Here is a 21,782-nt window from a genome sequence, read left to right on the forward strand (position 1 = left end):
CCCCTCCCCCCCCCCCCCCCCCCCCCCCCCCCCCCCCCGACGTCGTCCAGGTGGGGTGGTCAGTCGATCGCGATGACCGGCTCCCACTCGCCGGTGGCGAGGTAGGTGACCTTGCGGGCCACGGACACGCCGTGATCCGCGAAGCGCTCCAGGAAGCGGGAGGCCAGGGTGACATCCGCCGTGGTGGCGGCGGAGGCGTCCCATCCCGGTGCGGCCACGGACGTGAAGTTCTTCGCGTGCAGGTCGTTGATGGTGACGTTGAGCCGCACGATGGCCGAGGCGTGCTTCAGGTCGTGGCTCGCGAGCAGCTGCTCGACCTCTGCGGCCACCGCCACCACATGGTCCGCCATCTCGCGGAAGTCCTCGCGGGCGGACTCCGGGACCACCAGGTCCGGGAAGCGGCGGCGGGCCAACTGGGCGATGTGGCGGGCCAGGTCACCCATGCGCTCCAGCGAGGAGCTCATCCGCAGGGCGGCCACCACGGTGCGCAGGTCCGCTGCCACGGGGCCCTGGAGGGCGAGCAGCTCGATGGCCTTCTCGTCCAGGGCAGTCTGCAGGTAGTCGATCCGGGCATCGTTGGTGATGACGGACTCGGCGAGCTCGACGTCCGCCTCCTGGAAGGCGGTCTGGGCCTTCGTCATGGCTTCGCGCACCAGGCCGGCGATCTCCACGAGCTCGTCGCCCAGCGACTTCAGATCGGCATGGAACAGTTCACGCATGAATCCTCAATCCGGATGGTTGGTATGGGCCCCTGGGTGCAGGTGGCCATAGGGTGTCCCCGCGATTCAGGCACGGAACCGATCCCATCCTGACCATGGAAGGTGAACGCGAGTTGAACCGCGGGAACGTTCTCATGGACATTATGCCCCGTACCGGCCCGTGGCCGCTGAGCCTGTCGCGGTGGGTAGTCTGGAGGGCGTGACGGATCCCGTAGTCGTTGGTGTGGTGTGTGGCCTCATCGGCTTGATCCTCGGTGTGCTGGCCATGTTGGCATTCCGAGCCTCCGAGCGTAGCCGCGCCGTCCACCTGACCGTGGGCGAACCCTCGGTCCCGGACGGCGCCGCCGAGGTGCTCTCCGTGATCGGCCGTGCCTACGTGCTGGTGGATGCCGTGAACGGTGTGGTCCGGGCCAATCCCTCCGCCTATGCCTTCGGGCTGGTCCGCGGCCACCACCTGGTCCACCAGGACCTGTTCGAGCTCACCGACCGGGTGCGCTCGGACGGCATCATCGTGGACCGGAAGTTTGAGTTGCCGCGCGGGCCGCTGGGCCAGGGCACCCTGGTGGTGCAGTTGCGGGTGGCGCCCCTGGGTGAGGAGTACATCCTGCTGCTCGCCGATGACCGCACCGAGATCTCCCGCACCGAAGCCATGCGGCACGATTTCGTGGCCAACGTCTCCCACGAGCTCAAGACCCCGGTCGGCGCCATCTCCCTGCTGGCCGAGGCCCTCGATGACGCCGCGGATGACGAGGAGGCCGTCCGCCGCTTCGCCGGTCGGATGAGCATCGAGTCGGCCCGGCTGGCCGCCCTGGTCCAGGACATCATCGAGCTCTCCCGGCTCCAGGGCAAGGACACCGTGCGGGCCGGTGAGCCCGTGGACCTGGCCCAGATCGTCCAGGAGGCCGTGGACCGCTCCCGGATGCAGGCCGAAGCCCGGGACATCACCATCCGGGTGGCCGGTGAGGCCCCGGCCCGGGTGTTCGGCGATCACGACCAGCTCATGACGGCGCTGCGGAACCTGATCGACAACGCCGTGCGGTACTCCCCGGACGGCACCACCGTCGGCGTGGGGCTGAGATCCGTCCGCGGCCTGGCCCAGGTGTCCGTCACGGACCAGGGTGTCGGGATCCCCGAGGAGGAGCAGGACCGGATCTTCGAGCGGTTCTACCGGATCGACACCGCCCGCTCCCGCCAGACGGGCGGCACCGGCCTGGGCCTGTCGATCGTCAAACACGTCATCTCGAACCATGGTGGAGAGGTGACGGTCTGGTCCCAGCTGGGCCGTGGCTCGACCTTCACCGTCCGCCTGCCGGAGATGGAGTCCGATGCCGGGCAGCACCATGCACAGCCAATGACCAAGCGAGGCCCCGAGGCCTCGATCGCCGGGGAAGGAGCCCAATCATGAGTCGCATTCTGATCGTGGAGGATGAGGAGTCGTTCAGCGATCCGCTGTCCTACCTGCTGGGTAAGGAGGGCTTCGAGGTCGAAGTCGTGGCGGACGGCAATGAGGCCGTGGTCGAGTTCGACCGGGCCGGGGCGGACCTGGTCCTGCTGGACCTCCAGCTGCCCGGCCAGTCCGGCACGGAGGTCTGCCGCCAGCTGCGTCAGCGCTCCAGCGTTCCGGTCATCATGCTCACGGCCAAGGACTCGGAGATCGACAAGGTGGTCGGGCTGGAACTCGGGGCGGACGACTACGTCACCAAGCCCTACTCCTCCCGCGAGCTCGTGGCCCGGATCCGTGCCGTGCTGCGCCGCCAGAGCGAGCCGGAGGAGTTGATCAGCGCCACCGTGCAGGCCGGCCCGGTGCGCATGGACATCGAACGCCATGTGGTCTCCGTGGACGGTGAACAGGTCTCCCTGCCGCTCAAGGAGTTCGAGCTGCTGGAGATGCTGCTGCGCAACTCCGGGCGCGTGCTGACCCGCGGCCAGCTGATCGACCGGGTCTGGGGCTCCGACTACGTGGGGGACACCAAGACCCTCGACGTCCACGTCAAGCGGTTGCGCGGGAAGATCGAGCCGGATCCGTCCGCTCCGCGCTACCTGGTGACCGTCCGCGGCCTCGGCTACAAGTTCGAGGCCTGAGCGACTCCTCGCCCGGATCAACGAAGGGCCGGCACCTCTGAGGTGCCGGCCCTTCGTCGTGCTGCGGGGTGTTGCCAGTCTGTAGAGGAAAGCCCTCAGTGGCTCAGCGGCTCAGTGGCCGCCCTCTTCGGCAGCCGGGGTCTCATACAGGTGGTCGTCGGCGGAGGGATCCGCGCCGCCCGGGACATACTCGCGGTACTCCTCCAGGGTGCCGTCCAGGATGGTGATACCCACCGTCTCGGACTCGCCATCCACCTCCACGGTGGCGTCCACGATCTCGCCGGGGGAACCGCCGGCGCTCGGGATGACCTGCTCGTTGGCCGGGTCCTCGAGGATCAGGGACTCGTCGCCCGGAACGGAGAACCGGGTCTGCGTGCCGTCCACCGTGATGGAGACCTCGAGCGGCTCGCCGGAGGCGGAGGACAGGGTGCCGATGTAGCGGGACTCGGTGTCCGGGGCGCTCGTGACCAGCGCGATGTTGCGCAGCTCGGCGTCTCCCACCTCGGCCACGATGCCGTCGGACGGCGCGTAGTGCAGGCTGGTGGCCTGCTCGTTGATGGCGCTGCAGCCGGTGGCGCCCAGCAGGGCGGCGGCAGCCAGGCCGGCCACGGCGGCCTTGCGGACGGTGGCCTTGGAAGCGGCGAACTTCACAGTGTGTTCTCCTCGGGTGCGAACTTCGAACGCCGAAGGGTCATCCGGTGTGCGGACACGGGTGATCACATGGCGCGGTGCTGATGTGAGACTACCGTATCGACCCCTCCGGGGCGGCGTGCGACGCCATCATGGCGTCCCGTCGGATGACCACCTGCAGGCCTCGGTGGATGAAAGGCGCATTATGTCGATTCTGGGCACGGTGGCAAGGAACGACACGGGTGAGGAAAATGTGACGTGGTAAACTCTGGCGCAGTGAAAGGGGACCATCCACATGGTTTTTGAGGTCGGAGAAACAGTCGTCTATCCCCATCACGGTGCGGCGAAGATCGAAGAGATCAAGATGCGCACCGTCCAGGGTGAGGAGAAGATGTACCTCAAGCTCAAGGTGGCCCAGGGCGACCTGACCATCGAGGTTCCAGCCGAGAACGTAGACTTGGTCGGCGTGCGTGACGTCGTGGACCAGGAAGGGCTGAAGGTGGTCTTCGGCGTCCTGCAGGCCGAGTTCACGGAAGAGCCCACCAACTGGTCACGGCGTTACAAGGCGAACCTGGAGAAGCTGGCCTCCGGTGACGTCATCAAGGTGGCCGAGGTCGTCCGCGACCTGTGGCGCCGGGATCAGGACCGCGGGTTGTCCGCGGGGGAGAAGCGGATGCTGGCCAAGGCACGCCAGGTGCTGGTGTCCGAGCTGGCATTGGCCAAGAAGACGTCGGAGGAAGACGCGTCCGAACTGCTGGACGAGACCCTCGCCGCCTAGAGCAGAGGACTTCCCTGTACTGATGCGAACAACGGTCCTCATCGTGGCCGCAGGGTCCGGGTCACGACTCCAGGCCGGTGTGCCCAAGGCCTTGGCCACTCTCAGTGACGGGCGGACCCTGCTGGAGCACTGCCTGGAATCCCTCGTCGCCGCGCAGACCGCAGGCGCCATCGAGTTGAACGCCGTCGCCGTGGTGGTCCCGCCGCAACCGGAGGCCGCGGACGCCCTCGAACAGGTCTGCCGGGCCGCCGGAGACCGCGCGGGCATCACGGTCCGGTGCGTCCCTGGCGGGGCCGAGCGAGCAGACTCCGTGCGGGCCGGGCTCGCCGCCGTCCGTGCCCTGGCCGATGCCGCAGCTGATGCCGCAGCTGATGCCGCAGCCGATGACGACACCGCTGCTGATGCCGTCACTGATGCCGGGGTGGAAGATTCCGACACCCGGCACGCCGTCCTGGTCCATGATGCCGCCCGCCCCTTCGTGCCGGCCGCCGTCTTCCAGGCCGTGGTGACGGCCCTCGGCCAGGGGGCGGCCGCCGCCGTCCCCGCCGTGCCCGTGGTGGACACCATCAAGACCGTGACCCGCGTGGCGCAGGGACCGGAGCAGGTCTCCGGCACCCTGGACCGGGCCGGCTTGCGGGCCGTGCAGACGCCCCAAGGCTTCGAGCTCTCCGCACTGGAAGCCGCGCATCGGCGGGCCGAGCGCGAAGGCCCCGCGGCCGCCGCCGCACTGACCGATGACGCCATGGCCATGGAGGCGGCCGGCCATCCCGTGGTGGTCGTGCCCGGAGACGCCCGCGGATTCAAGATCACCACCCGGTTGGACTTGTTGTTGGCCAACGCACTGCTGGCCAGCACCCCGCTGGCCAACACGCTGTCGGACCCGTCCACCGCACCCCTCAGTCCTCTGGAGCCGCAGCCGTGAGCACCCCCGCATCCCCGCTACCGACCCCGCAGCCGACCTCGCACCCCTCGCAACAGACTCCGCCCCTGCCGCGCACCGGGATCGGCACCGACGTCCATGCCTTCGCGGCGGCGGGCGAGGACCGCGCCTGCTGGGTGGCGGGACTGGAGTGGCCGGGGGAGCCCGGGCTGTCCGGCCACTCGGACGGCGACGTGGTGGCCCACGCCGCCTGCGACGCCCTGTTCTCCGCGGCCGGGATCGGAGACCTCGGCCGGCACTTCGGAACCTCCCGCCCCGAGTGGGCGGGCGCGGCCGGCGTCGCACTGCTGGCCGAGGCCGCCCGGCTGGTCCGGGAGGCCGGATTCTGGATCGGCAACGTGGCCGTCCAGGCGGTGGGCACCCGCCCCAAGATCGGCACGCGCCGAGACGAGGCCGAACGCGTGCTCTCCGAGGCCGCCGGCGCCCCGGTCTCGGTGTCCGGCACCACCACGGACGGGCTCGGGTTCACGGGCCGGGGGGAGGGGCTGGCCGCGATCGCGACCGCCTTGGTCTTCCCGCTCGGCAACCGCTAGAGCACCACACGTCGACTAGGATTCCTTTCTGTGGCACAGCGCTTTTATGACACCAAGACGGCAACGGTGCGGGACTTCGTCCCCCTGACCGAGGGCGAGGTCTCCCTCTACTACTGCGGGGCCACGGTGCAGGGCATGCCGCACGTGGGCCATGTCCGCTCGGCGATCGTCTTCGACGTCCTCATCCGCTGGCTCGAGTACACCGGCCTGCAGGTCACCTCGGTCCGCAACGTCACGGACATCGATGACAAGATCCTGGAGAAGTCCGCGGCCTCCTTCGCCGACGACTTCGAGGAGGACGAGCTGTCCCCGGCCGAGGAGCAGTGGTTCGCCCTCGCCTACCGCTTCGAGCACGAGTTCGCCCGCGCCTACGCGGCTCTGGGTGTCCGCCGGCCCACCTACGAGCCCCGCGCCACCGGGCACATCCCGGAGATGCTCCAGCTCATCCAGCGTCTGGTGGAGGCCGGCCATGCCTACCCCGCCACGGACGGCTCCGGGGACGTGTACTTCGAGGTGCGGTCCTGGTCCGGCTACGGCGAGCTCACCCGCCAGCGGCTCGAGGACATGCAGGATGCGCCCGACGCCGACCCCCGAGGCAAGCGCGATCCGCGCGACTTCGCGCTGTGGAAGGGGGCCAAGGACACCGATCCAGCCACCGCGCTGTGGGACTCGCCGTGGGGCCGCGGGCGGCCCGGCTGGCACCTCGAGTGCTCGGCCATGTCCACCAAGTACCTCGGCAGCCACTTCGATATCCACGGTGGTGGGCTGGACCTGCGCTTCCCACACCACGAGAACGAGCTGGCCCAGTCGGCCGCGGCCGGGGACGGCTTCGCGAACTTCTGGCTGCACAACGGGATGGTCACCTACGAGGGCGAGAAGATGTCCAAGTCGGTGGGCAACACCATCTCCCCCGAACAGATGCTGGAGTCGGCCCGACCCAAGGCGGTGCGCTACTTCCTCGGCCAGGCCCATTACCGCTCCCAGCTGGACTACCGTCCCACCTCCCTGCAGGAGGCCCAGGCCGCGGTGGAACGCATCGAGGCCTTCCTGGACCGTGGGGCGGACGTGGTGGCGGAGGCCCAGCTGCGGCGCGAGGAGACGGCCGCCGTGGCCGGCGCCCTGAGCGGCGAGGTGGCACCCGAGGCCGTCTACGTGGCCCAGTTCTCCTCCGTGCCCACGGCGTTCCGCGCCGCGATGGAGGACGATCTGAACGTGCCGCAGGCCCTGGCCGTCCTGCATGACGCGGTCCGTGCCGGCAACAGCGCCCTGGCGGCGGAGGACATCGAGGCGGTGGAGCAGCACTACGCGGATGTGCAGGCCATGGTGGACGTGCTCGGGCTGGATGACGTCCCCGAGCCGGACAGTGCGCAGGACCCGTCCGCACAGCATGCCCTGGACGTGCTGATCCGCGCCCAGCTGGACGCGCGTGCCGCGGCCCGCGAGGCCAAGGACTGGACCACCGCGGACTCGATCCGGGACACCCTGGCCGCGGCCGGCGTCGTGGTGGAGGATTCTGCCGGCGGGGCCCGCTGGTCCCTGCAGTAGCGGGAGGACGGGGCGGGGCGGGGCGGGGCCGTAGACTGGGGGCAGTCTTGACCAACGCCAGAAAGGCACCCCTCCCATGGCCTCAGCACCACGCGCCGGATCCTCCCGCGGCAACAGCGGCAAGAAGGGTCCCCTGAAGGGTACGGGTGGTCACGGCCGCAAGTCGCTCGAGGGCAAGGGCCCCACCCCGAAGGCGGAGGACCGGGAATACCACAAGGCGCACCGCAGCAAGCAGCTCGCCGAACGTTCCAGCACCCGCCGGCCGGTTGGGCGCAACACCCGTTCCCGGCACTCGGATGAGACGGTGGCGGGGCGCAACTCCGTGGTGGAGGCCCTGCGTGCCGCCATCCCCGCCAAGGCGCTGCACGTGGCCACCCGGATCGAGATGGACGAGCGGGTCCGGGAGACCCTGAAGCTGGCTGCCGAGCGCGGCGTGCCCGTGATGGAGACCTCCAAGCCCGAGCTGGACCGGATGACGGATGACGCCGTGCACCAGGGGCTCGTGCTGCAGGTCCCGCCGTATCAGTACGCCGAACCCCTCGCGCTAGCCCGTGAGGCTTTGGAGCGCTGGGAGAAGGGCTACGCCACGGCACCCCCGCTGATCATCGCGCTGGACGGCATCACGGACCCCCGCAACCTGGGCGCCATCCTCCGCTCCGCCGCGGCGTTCTCCGCCCACATGGTGGTGGTGCCCGCGCGCCGTTCCGTGGGGGTGACCGCCACCGCGTGGAAGACCTCCGCCGGTGCGGCCGTGCGCGTTCCCGTGGCTCAGGCCGGCAACCTGAACACCACGCTGAAGGAGTTCAAGAAGCTCGGGATCTTCGTGCTGGGGCTCGACGGCGACGGGGACCGTTCCCTGACCGGGTTGCCCCTGGCCACGGAACCGGTCTGCCTGGTGGTCGGCTCGGAGGGCAAGGGCCTGTCCCGTCTGGTGCGGGAGAACTGCGACCAGATCGTGTCCATCCCGATCGCCTCGGACATGGAATCCCTGAACGCCTCCATGGCCGTGGGCATCACGCTGTACGAGATCGCTGTCCAGCGTGGAGGTGGCCGGGCCTGATGACCGTGACGTCCCAGCCCACCGGGTCCCTCCCGGTCCAGCTGCGCCACGTCGACGGACACCGTTCGCGGCCGTTCCCGCTGGGCATCGCGGACACGGTGGCGGGGTTGGTGGGGGTGGAGCATGCGGTGAACCTGGCGGTCTACGCCCCCGGCCTGTCCGAGGTGGACGTGGTGTTCACGGACCCCGGTTTCCCGGCGGACGCCGTGCCGCGGGGCGAGGACCTGCACCGGGCTCCACTGTTCGACGTCACGGACCACGTGCACCACGGCACGGTGTCCGGCCTGGGTTACGGCAGTCTCTACGCGCTGGTGGCGCGTGACCGGACCATCCCGGGGGTACACCGGAAACAGGCCGGCCGGACGGCCGCCGGCACGGCGGAGCCCCTGCCCCAACTGCTGCTGGACCCCTACGGTGACGCCGTGGTGGAGCGGGGCGGGGTGTACTGGTCCACGCGCGTGGCCGGGGACTTCGACTGGAACGGGGTCGCCCGGCCCCACACCCCGCTGCGGGACACGATCATCTATGAGGCGCACGTGATCGGCCAGACCCGGCTGCATCCGGGAATCCCCGAGGAGCTGCGCGGCACCTACGCCGGGCTGGCCCACCCCGTGATGGTGGAATACCTGAGGTACCTGGGCATCACGGCCGTGGAACTGCTGCCGGTCCACCATTACCGGGACGAGGACCACCTGCAGGCGTCCGGGCTGCAGAACTACTGGGGGTACAACACCGTCAGCTTCTTCGCCCCACATCCCGGCTACGCCACGGCGGCCGCGCAAGCCGCAGGGCCCCGCGCCATCCAGGACGAGTTCAAGGGCATGGTCAAGCTGCTCCACGAGGCCGGCATCGAGGTGCTACTGGACGTGGTCTACAACCACACGGCGGAGGAGGGCCCGGAGGGGCCGGCCTTCTGCTGGCGCGGCCTGGGCGACGAATACTATTACCGCCATGACGCCGCAGGCCGCTACCTGGACACCACCGGCTGCGGCAACGCCCTGAACTTCAATGATCCGCAGGTGGTGCGGATGACCCTGGACTCCCTGCGCCGCTGGGTGACCGAGTTCCAGATCGACGGGTTCCGGTTCGACCTGGCCGTCACCCTGTGCCGGGACGGCTCGCACCACTTCACCAACCGCCACCCGTTCCTCGTGGCCGCGCAGGCGGATCCCGTGCTGGCCGGGACCAAGCTGATCGCCGAACCGTGGGATGTGGGCATCGGCGGCTGGCAGACGGGGCACTTCCCCGTCGGCTGGTCCGATTGGAATGACCGCTACCGGGACGTGGTCCGGGACTTCTGGGTGGCCGACCGCGGCGCCCTGGAACACGGCGGCCAGGGCGGGTCCACCGCCCGGCTGGCGGACAGCCTGTCCGGATCCGCCGGGTTGTTCGAGGCCTCGGGTCGCTCGGCGCTGGCCTCCATCAACCTCGTCACCGCCCATGACGGTTTCACCCTGGCGGACCTGGTGGCCTACAACGAGAAGCACAACGAGGCCAACGGCGAGGACAACCGGGACGGCAACTCCCACAACCGCTCCTACAACCACGGCGCCGAGGGGCCCACCAAGGACGTGGACATCCTCGACGCCCGGGCCCAGACGGCGCGAAACGTGATGGCCACCCTGCTGCTCTCGCTGGGGGTCCCCCTGATCACGGCCGGGGACGAGATCGGGCGCAGCCAGGGCGGCAACAACAACGCGTACTGCCAGAACAACGAGATCTCCTGGACGAACTGGGACCTGGATGAGCGGCAGCAACGGATGCTCTCCACCACCCGGCGGCTGATCGCCATGCGCAAGGAGTACCTGGCCGGCCAGCCGTACTCCTATCCGGCCAGGGACCTGGGCTACCTGAAGTGGTTCAACAGCTCAGGCCATCCCATGTCCGAGGCGGACTGGGCGGATCCGGACCAGCGGCTGCTGCAGCTGCTCATCGGCGTCCCCGGCGGCCGCGGCACCGGGCTGATCGTGTTCAACGGCGCCGTGGAGGCGGTCCCCTTCCAGCTGCCGGCCACGGAGGTACTGCGGGAGATCTCTACCGAGCAGGGGACTGCCGTGCAGACCTTCACGCTGCAGCTGTCCACCGCGCACCACGGCGGTCCCCGCCGGGGGGCCCAGTTCGCGCCGGGGGAGAACGACGCCATCGAGGCCAACTCGATCATCATCTACTCCATCTGACCCCTTGCAACTGCCGGTCGAATCCGGCGCGTCTACCCGCCGGTCAGCCGGCGTTGACCACCAGGGCCATCTCGGCCGTCGAGGCCAGCAGCTCGTGCTGGGGGACCACCCGTACTGAGTACCCGAAGGCGCCGGAGCGGTCGATCATGAGGGAGCCGGTGAACTGCCAGCGGCCGCCGCCCAGGTCCTGGGCCGGTGCCAGCGCCAGGATGCTGGTGTCCACCAGGGCGTCCTCCTCGAGCGCGCCGGCGGGCTTGGTGGTGACCTTGCCGTACACCGCCTGAACGCACACGTCCTCGGGGGACAGACCGCCCAGGGTGACGTAGGCGGACACCTGCAGCTCGTCCCCGACCTGTGGTTCCTCGGTGACGCCGAGCGAGTCCACGTGCTCCACCGTGACGGAGTTGAAACCGGCCCGCACGGCGGTCTTCCACGCGGCGAACTCGCGGGCCCGGGCGTAGCCGTCCGCGTCCAGCAGGCGTCCGGCCTCGGCCGCCGGCCGGTACAGGTCCTGCACGTAGTCCTGCACCATCCGGTCGGCGGACATGGCGGGCCCCAGGGTCGCCATCGTGTGCTTGACCATGGCCAGCCACTGGTGCGGGATGCCGTCCGTGGAGGCTGCGGACGGTCCGGCCGCACCGGCCTGATCGGAGCGTTCGGCACCGTAGAAGCGGGGGACCAACTGGTTCTCCAGCAGGTCGTAGAGGGCGGCGGCCTCCACGTCGTCCCGTTGCTCGGCGGAGGCCGCGGAGGAGGCGGTCGGGATGGCCCAGCCGTTCTCGCCGTCGTACATCTCGTCCCACCAGCCGTCCAGCACGGACAGGTTCAGCCCGCCGTTCATGGCCACCTTCATCCCGGAGGTGCCACAGGCCTCGAGCGGGCGCAGCGGGTTGTTCAGCCAGACGTCGCAGCCGGGCATCAGGGTGGACGCCATCTGGATGTCGTAGTTGGGCAGGAACACGATCCGGTGGCGGACCTCCGGGTCGTCGGTGAACTGCACCATCTGCTGGATCATCAGCTTGCCCTGCTCGTCCGCGGGGTGGGACTTGCCGGCCACCACGAGCTGGATGGGGTGCTCCGGGTCCGTCAGCAGGCGCTTCAGCCGCGCCGGGTCCCTCAGCATCAGGGTCAGACGCTTGTACGTGGGCACGCGCCGGGCGAAGCCGATCGTCATCACGTCATCGTCCAGCACGGAGTCGGTCCAGGCCAGCTCGGCCTCGGAGGCACCGCGCTTGCGCCAGGAGGAGCGCAGCCGGCCGCGGACGTCGGCGATCAGGGCCTGCCGCAGGGTCCGCCGCATCCCCCAGAGCTCCTCGTCGGGCACGTCGAACACGCGCTGCCAGTCGTGTCCGGCCACGGCGGAGGCCCCGAACAGCTCGATGGCGCAGGCCGAGACCGTGTCCGAGACCCAGGTGGGGGCGTGCACGCCGTTGGTGATGGAACTGATCGGCACCTCGTCGGCGTCGAATCCGGGCCAGAGGCCTTTGAACATCTGGCGGGAGACCGCCCCGTGGAGTCGGGCCACACCGTTGGCCCGCTGGCCCAGGCGCAGGCCCATGACGGCCATGTTGTGCACGGAGGGGTCGCCGTCCCGGTAGTCCTCGGCGCCCAGGGCCAGCACGTTCTCCACCGGTACGCCCGGGGCCAGGCCGGCGCCGAAGAACTGCTCCACCAGGGCCCGGTCGAAGCGGTCGATCCCGGCGGGCACGGGGGTGTGGGTGGTGAACACGGTGGAGGCGCGGACGGAGCTCAGTGCGGCCTCCCACTCCAGGTCGTCGGACATGAGCTCCGCGATCCGCTCGATGCCCTGGAACCCGGCGTGGCCTTCGTTCGTGTGGTAAACGGACGGGGCCTCGGTCCCGGTCAGCCGCGCGTACAGGCGCAAGGCCTTGACCCCGCCCATCCCGAGCAGCAGCTCCTGCTGCAGCCGCTGCTCGCCCTCGCCGCCGTACAGGCGGTCCGTGATGGACCGGGCGGTGTCGTCATTGGCCGGGACGTTGGAGTCCAGCAACAGCAACGGCACGCGCCCGACGTCGGCCCGCCACACCTGGGCGTGCAGCGTCCGGCCCGCGGGCAACGGCAACGCCACGAGGGCGGCGGAGCCGTCCGACTCCTTCAGCAGCGTCAGCGGCAGGTTGTCCGGGTCCAGGACGGGGTAGGACTCCACCTGCCAGGCGTCGCGGGAGAGGGACTGCTTGAAGTAGCCGGACTGGTACAGCAGGCCCACGCCGATGATCGGGACGCCCAGGTCGGAGGCGGACTTCAGGTGGTCCCCGGCCAGGATGCCCAGGCCGCCGGAGTACTGCGGGAGCACGGCGGTGATGCCGAACTCGGGGGAGAAGTAGGCGATGGGGCGGGGTGTGGCCTCCGCGCCGGCGGCGGAGCCCCAGTAGTCCTGCTGGAACCACCGGTCCTGACTCAGATACCGGTCCAGATCGGCGGTGGCCTCCTGGACCCGGGACACGATCGACTCGTCGGCGGCCAGCTCGGCCAGGCGCTGGCGGTCGAACGATCCCAGCAGGGCCACCGGGTCCTGGTTCGGCTCGGCCCACGCCTGCGGATCCAGGTCCCGGAACAGGTCCTTGGTGAGAGGATGCCAGGACCACCGCAGATTGGTGGCCAGGCGGCTCAGGCCCGCGATCGAGTCGGGCAGACGGGTACGCACGGTAAAACGACGGATAGCCTTCACCCGGCCCATTATCCACGGACCGCACCGCCCCGGGGGCCCTTCGGGTGAACCCTGGCGGACGCGGTGGTGGCCGGCCGCTGAATCCTGGGCCCGCTGCGCCTCCGCGGGGCGGTCATTCCACGTCATCGTCCACCCTTCGGCCCCGATCGGTGGCCAGCACGGGATCGCCCCGGTAACGTCAGGCCCGTGGGAACTGCCAAGAATTCCAGCACCTCTGTCCAATCTCGCCGGGTGCCGCTGTTCAGCACCGAGGTCAAAGTCGGCCGCATTCCGGTCACCGGCGTGCAACCGGTCATCCAGTGTGGAGCCGTCCCGGCCAAGGCGGTCATCGCGGAGGACATCCCGGTCCGCGCCACCGTGTTCCGGGAGGGCCATGACCGGGTCGGTGCCACCGCCGTGCTTCGCGGTCCGGACGGCGCCGAGGTGCATCGGGTCCGCATGCGCGAGGGCGCCCCCGGCCTGGACGAGTACCTGGCCACCCTGCGCCCGCCCACCGTCGGCCCCCACACCTTCACGGTGGAGGGCTGGTCGGACCCGGTGGCCACCTGGCATCACGCCGCCACCGTGAAGATCCAGGCCGGGGTGGACGTCGAGCTCATGCTGGCGGAGGGCGGCGCCCTGTTCCGCAGGGCCGCCGCAGACCCGGAACGCTCCGAGACGGACCGCGCCATGCTGGCCCGTGCCGTGCGCGGCCTGGAGGACGCCACCCGGGACACCGCCGAACGGCTGGCGGCCGCCGATGACCCGGACCTGGCCGAGGTGCTGGCGGCCCGCCCGATCCGCGAGTTCGTCTCCGCCTCGCCCTCGTACCCGCTGGACGTGCAGCGGGCGCTCGCCGGCCGCGGCGCCTGGTACGAGTTCTTCCCCCGGTCCGAGGGCGCGGTCTACCACCCGGAGTCCGGCACCTGGTCCTCCGGGACGTTCGCGACGGCGGCCGAGCGGCTCCCGGCGGTGGCGGAGATGGGCTTCGACATCATCTACCTGCCGCCGATCCACCCGATCGGCCGGACGCACCGCAAGGGACCGAACAACACCCTGACCGCCGGCCCCCAGGACCCGGGCTCGCCCTGGGCGATCGGTGCGGAGGAGGGCGGGCATGACGCGATCCACCCGGACCTGGGCAGCGCCGAGGACTTCGCGGGGTTCGTGGCCCGCGCCCACGAGCTGGGCCTGGAGGTCGCCCTCGACCTGGCCCTGCAGTGTGCCCCGGACCATCCCTGGGTCACCGAACACCCGGAGTGGTTCACCACGCAGGTGGACGGGACCATCGCCTACGCGGAGAACCCGCCGAAGAAGTACCAGGATATCTATCCGCTGAACTTCGACAACGACCCCCGCGGGCTGCGCCGGGCCGTGCTGAAGGTCGTGGAGCTGTGGATCGCCCGGGGGGTGAAGATCTTCCGCGTGGACAACCCGCACACCAAGCCACTGTGGTTCTGGGAATGGCTGATCGCCAAGGTGCACCACCGCCACCCGGAGGTCGTGTTCCTGGCGGAGGCCTTCACCCGGCCAGCCATGATGCACGCCCTGGGCCGCGCCGGCTTCCAGCAGTCCTACTCCTACTTCACGTGGCGGAACACCCGGGAGGAGATCGCGGAGTACCTGCACGAGGTCACCGCGCTGACACCGGCCTTCTACCGGCCGAACTTCTTCGTCAACACCCCGGACATCCTCACCGAGTTCCTCCAGTTCGGCGGCCCGGCGGCCTTCAAGATCCGCGCCGTCCTGGCCACGATGTCCAACCCGATGTGGGGCATGTACGCCGGCTACGAGCTGTTCGAGCACGTGGCCCGGCCGGGGGCCGAGGAATACCTGGACAACGAGAAGTACGAGTTCCGGCCCCGCGATTTCGATCGGGCCCAGGAGCGTGGCGAGTCCCTGGCCCCGTACATCACCCGGCTCAACCAGATCCGCCGGGCCCACCCGGCCTGCCAGGACCTGCAGAACCTGACGCTGCACACCGCGGACCAGGAGGAGATCCTGGTCTTCTCCAAGTCCCGCCGGCACCTGCCGGACGGGCAGCGCACGGCCCCGGCCGGCGTCGGGCGTTCCCGGGGGAGGCACGACGCCGGCCCGGACGGCAACGCGCGGGCGTCCGGTGTGGTGTTCCCCGGGGTCCCGGACGCCGAGGCGCTCGCCGCCTCCCTCCCCGGTCCGGCGGACACGCTGATCGTGGTGGTCAACTGCGACCCCCACGCGGTCCGTGAGGCCACCGTCTCGATCGACCTGGCGGCCCTGGACCTGCGCCCGCAGGATGTGGATGCCGAGGGCCGGTTCGAGGTCGAGGACCTGATCACCGGGGCCCGCTGGCGCTGGGGAGCGGCGAACTACGTCCGGTTGGACCCCCACGTGGAGCCCGCCCACGTGCTCCGGATCGTCCGGAGCGCCTGATGGCCGGATCGTCCTTCCAGCTGCACACGCACGGGATCTCCCACGACCCGGACTGGTTCCGCACCGCGGTGTTCTACGAGGTGCTCGTGCGGGCGTTCCATGATGACAACGGTGACGGCTCCGGGGATTTCGAGGGCCTGATCAACAAGCTCGACTACCTGCAGTGGCTGGGGATCGACTGCCTGTGGGTGCCGCCGTTCTACCGTTCGCCGCTGCGGGACGGTGGCTATGACATCGCCGACTACTACGAGGTGTTGGACGAGTTCGGCACCGTCTCGGACTTCAAGCGCCTCGTGGCGGAGGCCCACGCCCGCGGCCTGCGGGTGATCATCGACCTGCCGCTGAACCACACCTCGGACCAGCACCCCTGGTTCGAGGCGTCCCGCTCGGATCCGGACGGACCCTACGGAGACTTCTACGTCTGGAGTGACACGGACGAGAAGTATCAGGACGCCCGGATCATCTTCGTGGACACCGAGGAGTCCAACTGGGCGTTCGACCCGGTGCGCCGGCAGTTCTTCTGGCACCGGTTCTTCTCCCACCAGCCGGACCTGAACTTCGAGAACCCCGCCGTGGTCGAGGCGCTGTTCGACGTGGTCCGGTACTGGATGGACATGGGCGTGGACGGGTTCCGGGCTGACGCGATCCCCTACCTCTTCGAGGAGGAGGGCACCGACTGCGAGAACGATCCGCGCACCCACCTGTTCCTGCGGGACCTGCGGGCCATGGTGGACGCCGAGTATCCGGGGCGCGTCATCATCGCGGAGGCCAACCAGCCGCCGACGGATGTGGTGGACTACTTCGGCTCGGAGGAGGACCCGGAATGCCACATGGCCTTCCACTTCCCGATCATGCCGAAGATCTTCTACGCCCTGCGGGACCACAAGGCCACCGCCATCCTCGAGGCCTTGGCCGAGACGCCCGAGATCCCGGCGGGCACCCAGTGGGGCACCTTCCTGCGCAACCATGACGAGCTCACCCTGGAGATGGTCACCCCGGAGGAACGCCAGGCCATGCTCGGCTGGTACGCCCCGGACTCCCGGATGCGTGCCAACGTGGGCATCCGCCGCCGGCTCGCCTCCCTGCTGGACAACAGCCGCTCCGAGCTCGAGCTGATCCACGCACTCCTGCTGGGGCTGCCCGGTTCACCGTTCCTCTACTACGGGGACGAGCTCGGGATGGGGGACAACATCTGGTTGCCGGACCGGGACGCCTCCCGCACCCCCATGCAGTGGAACCCGGACCGCAACGCGGGGTTCTCGGCGGCCGACCCGGGCAAGCTGTACCTGCCCGTGATCCAGTCGCTCGTGTACCACTACAACCACGTCAACGTGGAGGCCCAGCTCGCCTCGAACGGCTCCCTGCTGCACTGGGTCCGGGAGACCCTGGCCGTGCGCAAACGGCACCCCGTGTTCGGGCTGGGGGACTTCGAGGTGGTCCCGGCCGAGGCGGAGCAGATCCTGGCCTTCGTGCGGGACCTGCCGGCGGACCAGAGCGGGGAGCACTATCCGGAGACCGTGCTGTGCGTGTTCAACCTCGCCCCGGACCCGGTCGCCACGTGGCTGAGCGTGCCCGGGTATGAGGGCCGCGGACTGCGGGACGTCTTCGGCGGACGCCCCTTCCTGGACATCGGCGAGGACGGCCGGCTGCCCGTCACCCTACCCGGCCACGGCTTCTACTGGCTGCGGCTGCGCACCGGCCCGGAACTGATGCCGGGTGCAGTCTCAGCCGATCTGGCGGACCGGCCCAATCCCTACACCACGGCGCTTCCGGTCATCACCCCGCAAAGGTCCGCGGGAGGCACCCCATGAGCTCCGAGCCGGGCGGCCCCGCGGCCGCATCCCTCAGCCAGCTGCTGTCCGGCTGGCTCCCGGCCCAGCGCTGGTTCCCGGTGCGGGGCGGCAGCACGCTGCGCCGTATCGGCGGGATCCGGCTGGCCGAGGACACGGAATCCGCCGACGAGGTCCAGCTCCAGCTGCACGTGCTCGCGGTGACACCGCAGGCGCGTTCGGAGGCAGGCGCGCAGGCTGGCCGGGTTGCTGGCGGGGCCGCGTCCGGTGAGACGGCCGGCTCGGGTGAGGGGGCCGTCGTCGTCTCCGTCCCGGTGGCACTGCGGACCCGGGAACTCGAGGGGGCACAGGATGCGCTGATCGGCCGCTGGGAGGGGCCGACCGGGATCCGGTGGGTCTACGACGGCACCCAGGACCCCGCATTCCTGGCCGCGTGGCTGGAGATGATGCGCCGCGAGCTGCCCACCGCGGACGGCCGCTCCGGCGGGCACTCCTACGCCGACTTCGCCGACTGGCCCGCCTTCGAGGCCGCCACCCTGCGCGCCCGCGTGCTGCAGGGCGAGCAGTCCAACACCTCCGTGGTGGTGGAGGCCGGACGCGGGACGCTGATCCTGAAGTTCTTCCGCGTGCTGGCCGCGGGCGCCAATCCCGACGTCGAGATCGGCCTGGCGCTCTCCGCCGCCGGTTCCCGGGAGGTGCCGGTGACCTATGGCTCGGTGACGGCGGGGTGGAACCGCACCGGGGTGCCCGGTGCCAGCTCAGACGGTGTGGAGACCGGGCAGGTCTGCGTGTTGCGCGAGTTCATCACCGGTTCCCGCGACGCCTGGCGCGAGGCCACCGAGGCAGCGGAGTCCGGCCGGGACTTCACTGCCGAGGCGGCCGGCATCGGTGCCGCCACTGGGCGGATGCACCGTGGCCTCGCCGAGGCACTCGGCACGCGGCCGGCGGGGCAGCCCGCGGGGCAGTCTGCTGAACAGGGCCGGGGGCCCGAGGTGCTGACGGCGCTCGCCGGCCGACTCGAATGGGGCTGGCGCCAGGCGGCTCCGACCGTGGGGGCGGACTATGAGGGTGCGTTCCGCGCGATCCTGGAATCCCTGAGCACTCCCGCGGTGGTGAGCGCGCTGCCCCCGTTGCAACGCATCCATGCCGACTACCACCTGGGGCAGATCCTGGTCTCGCCGGCTGATCCCGCCGAGACCGGGCCTGACTCCGGTTCCACGTCTGGCTCCACGGCCGGTTTCACGTCCGGATCGAAGGCTGGCCCCACGGCCGGTTCCGAGGCCGGACTCTGGCGGTGGACCGTCCTGGACTTCGAGGGCGAGCCCCTGCGCGTGGCCGAGGAGCGCTCCGGCTGGGACCTGCCACTGCGGGACGTGGTCGGAATGCTGCGCTCACTCGACTATGCCGGAGCGCTGTCCGGCGCCCCCGCCTGGACGGGACCGGTTCAGCGGGCCTTCCTGGACGGCTACGGCCGGGCCACCGGTGTTCCGGTGGACACCGGATCCCCAATCTTCACCGCACTGCTGCTGGACAAGGCGCTCTACGAGGTCGTCTACGAACTGCGGCACCGCCCGGACTGGGTGGAGGTCCCGGCGGCAGCCGCCCGCAACGTCCTGCGGGGGATGGCCGGGACGGCTACCGTGGGCTACGAAGACCAGCCACCGCAACCGGGCGGGGTTCCGCCCCAGGGCCGGCGCACTATCCAGGAGGATGCCGTGGAACGGGACGATGCCGCAGCAACAGCCCATGCACCGGGTACCGCAGAGGTGGCCGGGAACGTGCTCCGTCCGCTGGAGGTGCACGCCGAGGTGCTGGATGCCGTGGCGCACGGCCGGTACCACCAGCCACACGAGGTGCTCGGCGCGCACCTGGGGGAATCCGGGTTGGTGACGTTCCGGGTCCTGCGGCCACAGGCCGAGCAGGTCTCCGTGGCGCTCGACGACGGCACCCAGGTGCCGCTGCGCCCCGAGTATGAGGGCGTCTGGGTCGGCACGGCTGAGGCGACCGAGCCGGGACACGTCCCGGGGTACCGCCTGCTCGTGGGCTATCCGGGAGGCGCCGCCACCGAGCAGGACGACCCGTACCGTTACCTGCCCACGGTCGGCGAGCTGGACCAGCACCTGTTCCGCGAGGGCCGGCACGAGACCTTGTGGACGATGCTGGGCTCCCGGGTGCGCCACTATTCCTCCGCCCGCGGTGAGGTGACGGGCACCTCCTTCGCCGTCTGGGCGCCGAATGCCACGGCCGTCCGGGTCAAGGGTGACTTCAACGGCTGGGACGGGCACCAGCACGCCATGCGGTCCATGGGGGACTCGGGGATCTGGGAGATCTTCGTCCCCGGCGTGGGCGCCGGCGCCGTCTACAAGTACGCCGTGCTGGGCCAGGACGGGCACTGGCGGGACAAGGCCGACCCGATGGCCCGCTGGACCGAGGTGCCCCCCGCCACCGGATCCCGGGTGGACGACTCCCGGTATTCCTTCCAGGACGCCGCCTGGATGGAACAGCGGGCCGCACGCGATCCGCATGATGCCCCGATGAGTGTCTACGAGGTGCACATCGGATCCTGGCGGCCCGGACTGAGCTACCGCGAACTGGCGGACCAGCTGGTCGAGTACGTCTCGTGGCAGGGATTCACCCACGTGGAGTTCATGCCGGTGGCCGAGCACCCCTTCGGCGGCTCGTGGGGTTATCAGGTCACGGGCTACTACGCCCCCACCTCCCGCTTCGGCACCCCGGATGACTTCAAGTACCTCGTGGACCGCCTGCACCAGGCGGGCATCGGAGTCCTGTTGGACTGGGTCCCGGCCCACTTCCCGAAGGACGAATGGGCCCTGGCCCGTTTCGACGGGCAGCCGCTCTACGAGTACGCCGATCCCCGGAAGGGCGAGCACCCCGACTGGGGGACCCTCGTGTTCGACTACGGGCGGACCGAGGTGCGCAACTTCCTGGTGGCCAACGCGCTGTACTGGCTGGAGGAGTTCCACATCGACGGGCTGCGGGTGGATGCCGTGGCCTCGATGCTGTACCTCGACTACTCCCGTGAGGACGGTCAGTGGGTGCCTAACCAGCACGGCGGCAACCACAACCTGGAGGCGATCAGCTTCCTGCAGGAGACCACCGCCACCGCGTACAAGCGGAATCCCGGGATCGTCATGATCGCCGAGGAGTCCACGGCCTTCTCCGGTGTCACGGCGCCCACCAGCCAGGACGGCCTGGGCTTCGGGCTGAAGTGGAACATGGGCTGGATGCACGATTCGCTGACGTACCTGTCGGAGGATCCGGTGAACCGCAAGTGGCACCACAGCGAGATGACGTTCTCCCTGGTCTATGCCTGGAGCGAGAACTACGTGCTGCCGCTGTCCCATGACGAGGTGGTGCACGGCAAGGGATCGTTGCTGCAGAAGATGCCGGGTGACCGGTGGCAGCGGTTGGCGAGCCTGCGGGCCTACTACGGCTACATGTGGGCGCACCCCGGCAAGCAGCTGCTGTTCATGGGCTCCGAGTTCGGTCAGGAGTCCGAGTGGAGGGAATCCCATGGTCTGGACTGGTGGGCCACGGATTCCCCTCAGCACAAGGGTCTGATGAAGACCGTGCGGGACCTGAACGTGCTCTACCGGGATTCACCCGAACTATGGAGCCAGGACCATGAACCCGCCGGCTTCGAGTGGATCGACCAGAACGACGGCGACCGGAACATCTTCTCCTTCATCCGGTGGTCGACCCCGGACGCCACTGGCGGTCAGGCGCGGCCTCTGGTCTGCCTGACCAACTTCTCTGGGAACCCCCACCATGGGGTCCGCCTGGGGTTGCCGCTCGTGGGGGAGTGGGAGGAGGCACTCAACACGGATGCCTCCAGCTACGGGGGTTCCGGGGTCGGGATCGTCGGTGGCGCGGAATCCGACACCCGGGCACGGATCACCGCGGTGGGGGAGCCCTGGCACGGACAGCCGGCCTCCGTCGAGATCACGGTGCCGCCCTTGGCCACGGTCTATTTCCGTCCCGTCCAGTAGGGGAGTCCCTCCCTCCAACACCGCAGTTAACCCCCGCAGTACGACGTCGGCCGGTCGCCTCCCCAGGGAGGGGACCGGCCGATTTTGCAAGCCGGCGAAAGCTGTGTATTGTCTTCTCTTGTGCCAAGGCGCGAAAGCCGAAAAGCTTCCGGGCCTGAAACACCGAGAATCCGCGGAATACCGGGGATTTGAGGGACTTCAAGGCACCGGGGACACCGCGAGGTGGAACCGCTGGCATGACCCAGGCAGCTTCAGAAGGACGTCGGTCCGGAAGAACAGCCCGGCGCGGTGGATTTGACACCGAGTCGAGAGCGGGTCTAGGCTAGGAAAGTTGCTTCGGAGCAACGAGTCAGTCGCTGAGGCGGTGGCTTGGGGGTCCGGATGTAGCGGATTGGGACTTCGGTTCTGACCCGGGGAATCGCCGGAAACGCCGATTTG

At 69.8% G+C, this 21,782-nt stretch carries 14 protein-coding genes; 11 read left to right on the forward strand and 3 right to left on the reverse strand.

The window, feature by feature from the left end; all coding sequences use genetic code 11:
* Positions 1-59: 59 nt before the first annotated feature.
* Positions 60-719: a phosphate signaling complex protein PhoU gene (phoU, locus tag ACSU1G_RS34355; RefSeq protein WP_439286122.1), complete on the reverse strand. Its 660-nt coding sequence runs from the start codon at positions 717-719 to the stop codon at positions 60-62.
* A gap of 265 nt (positions 720-984) precedes the next feature.
* Between phoU and ACSU1G_RS34360 the strand changes: the two genes are divergently transcribed.
* Positions 985-2,124 carry a sensor histidine kinase gene (locus tag ACSU1G_RS34360; protein ID WP_439286146.1) on the forward strand — a complete coding sequence of 380 codons (1,140 nt, stop codon included), beginning with the start codon at positions 985-987 and terminating at the stop codon, positions 2,122-2,124.
* Complete coding sequence (locus ACSU1G_RS34365; protein WP_439286124.1) at positions 2,121-2,801, forward strand: winged helix-turn-helix domain-containing protein; 681 nt, start codon at positions 2,121-2,123, stop codon at positions 2,799-2,801. Before ACSU1G_RS34360 ends, ACSU1G_RS34365 begins: the two co-directional genes overlap by 4 nt.
* A gap of 111 nt (positions 2,802-2,912) precedes the next feature.
* Here the strand turns inward: ACSU1G_RS34365 and ACSU1G_RS34370 are convergent, their stop codons facing one another.
* Entirely contained in the window at positions 2,913-3,452 is a 540-nt protein-coding gene (locus ACSU1G_RS34370) for a hypothetical protein (protein WP_439286126.1), read from the reverse strand.
* A gap of 274 nt (positions 3,453-3,726) precedes the next feature.
* Here ACSU1G_RS34370 and ACSU1G_RS34375 point away from each other — a divergent pair, with 274 nt between their 5' ends.
* The 6 genes from ACSU1G_RS34375 to glgX all read left to right on the forward strand — a co-directional run bounded on the left by ACSU1G_RS34375 (position 3,727) and on the right by glgX (position 10,464).
* The gene (locus ACSU1G_RS34375) at positions 3,727-4,209 is read left to right on the forward strand and encodes a CarD family transcriptional regulator (RefSeq protein ID WP_439286128.1); all 483 of its coding nucleotides are present in this window, start codon (positions 3,727-3,729) and stop codon (positions 4,207-4,209) included.
* A 22-nt stretch (positions 4,210-4,231) separates the two neighbouring features.
* Entirely contained in the window at positions 4,232-5,131 is a 900-nt protein-coding gene (locus tag ACSU1G_RS34380; protein ID WP_439286130.1) for an IspD/TarI family cytidylyltransferase, read from the forward strand.
* Positions 5,132-5,196: 65 nt separating this feature from the next.
* The gene (gene ispF, locus ACSU1G_RS34385; protein WP_439286148.1) at positions 5,197-5,682 is read left to right on the forward strand and encodes a 2-C-methyl-D-erythritol 2,4-cyclodiphosphate synthase; all 486 of its coding nucleotides are present in this window, start codon (positions 5,197-5,199) and stop codon (positions 5,680-5,682) included.
* 30 nt (positions 5,683-5,712) lie between these two features.
* Positions 5,713-7,227, forward strand: coding sequence for a cysteine--tRNA ligase (gene cysS / locus ACSU1G_RS34390; RefSeq protein ID WP_439286132.1), 1,515 nt, complete (start codon positions 5,713-5,715; stop codon positions 7,225-7,227).
* Positions 7,228-7,303: 76 nt separating this feature from the next.
* Positions 7,304-8,287 (forward strand): 23S rRNA (guanosine(2251)-2'-O)-methyltransferase RlmB, encoded by a 984-nt coding sequence (gene rlmB / locus ACSU1G_RS34395; RefSeq protein WP_439286134.1) that lies wholly within the window; start codon positions 7,304-7,306, stop codon positions 8,285-8,287.
* Positions 8,287-10,464: a glycogen debranching protein GlgX gene (gene glgX / locus ACSU1G_RS34400; protein ID WP_439286136.1), complete on the forward strand. Its 2,178-nt coding sequence runs from the start codon at positions 8,287-8,289 to the stop codon at positions 10,462-10,464. The genes rlmB and glgX overlap by 1 nt, the downstream gene beginning before the upstream one ends.
* 43 nt (positions 10,465-10,507) lie before the next feature.
* On the opposite strand, the gene glgP is transcribed toward glgX, so the two are convergent.
* Positions 10,508-13,153 carry an alpha-glucan family phosphorylase gene (gene glgP / locus ACSU1G_RS34405; RefSeq protein WP_439286138.1) on the reverse strand — a complete coding sequence of 882 codons (2,646 nt, stop codon included), beginning with the start codon at positions 13,151-13,153 and terminating at the stop codon, positions 10,508-10,510.
* 231 nt (positions 13,154-13,384) lie between these two features.
* Between glgP and ACSU1G_RS34410 the strand changes: the two genes are divergently transcribed.
* From ACSU1G_RS34410 to glgB, 3 genes are read left to right on the forward strand one after another with little or no spacing between them, the layout of a single operon-like run.
* Complete coding sequence (locus ACSU1G_RS34410; protein ID WP_439286140.1) at positions 13,385-15,544, forward strand: alpha-1,4-glucan--maltose-1-phosphate maltosyltransferase; 2,160 nt, start codon at positions 13,385-13,387, stop codon at positions 15,542-15,544.
* Positions 15,544-17,355, forward strand: coding sequence for a maltose alpha-D-glucosyltransferase (treS, locus tag ACSU1G_RS34415; protein WP_439286142.1), 1,812 nt, complete (start codon positions 15,544-15,546; stop codon positions 17,353-17,355). Before ACSU1G_RS34410 ends, treS begins: the two co-directional genes overlap by 1 nt.
* A complete protein-coding gene (gene glgB / locus ACSU1G_RS34420; protein ID WP_439286144.1) occupies positions 17,352-21,344 on the forward strand; it encodes a 1,4-alpha-glucan branching protein GlgB in 3,993 nt (1,330 codons plus the stop codon). Before treS ends, glgB begins: the two co-directional genes overlap by 4 nt.
* Positions 21,345-21,782 lie beyond the last annotated feature (438 nt).

Source organism: Microbacterium sp. A93 (assembly GCF_051842835.1).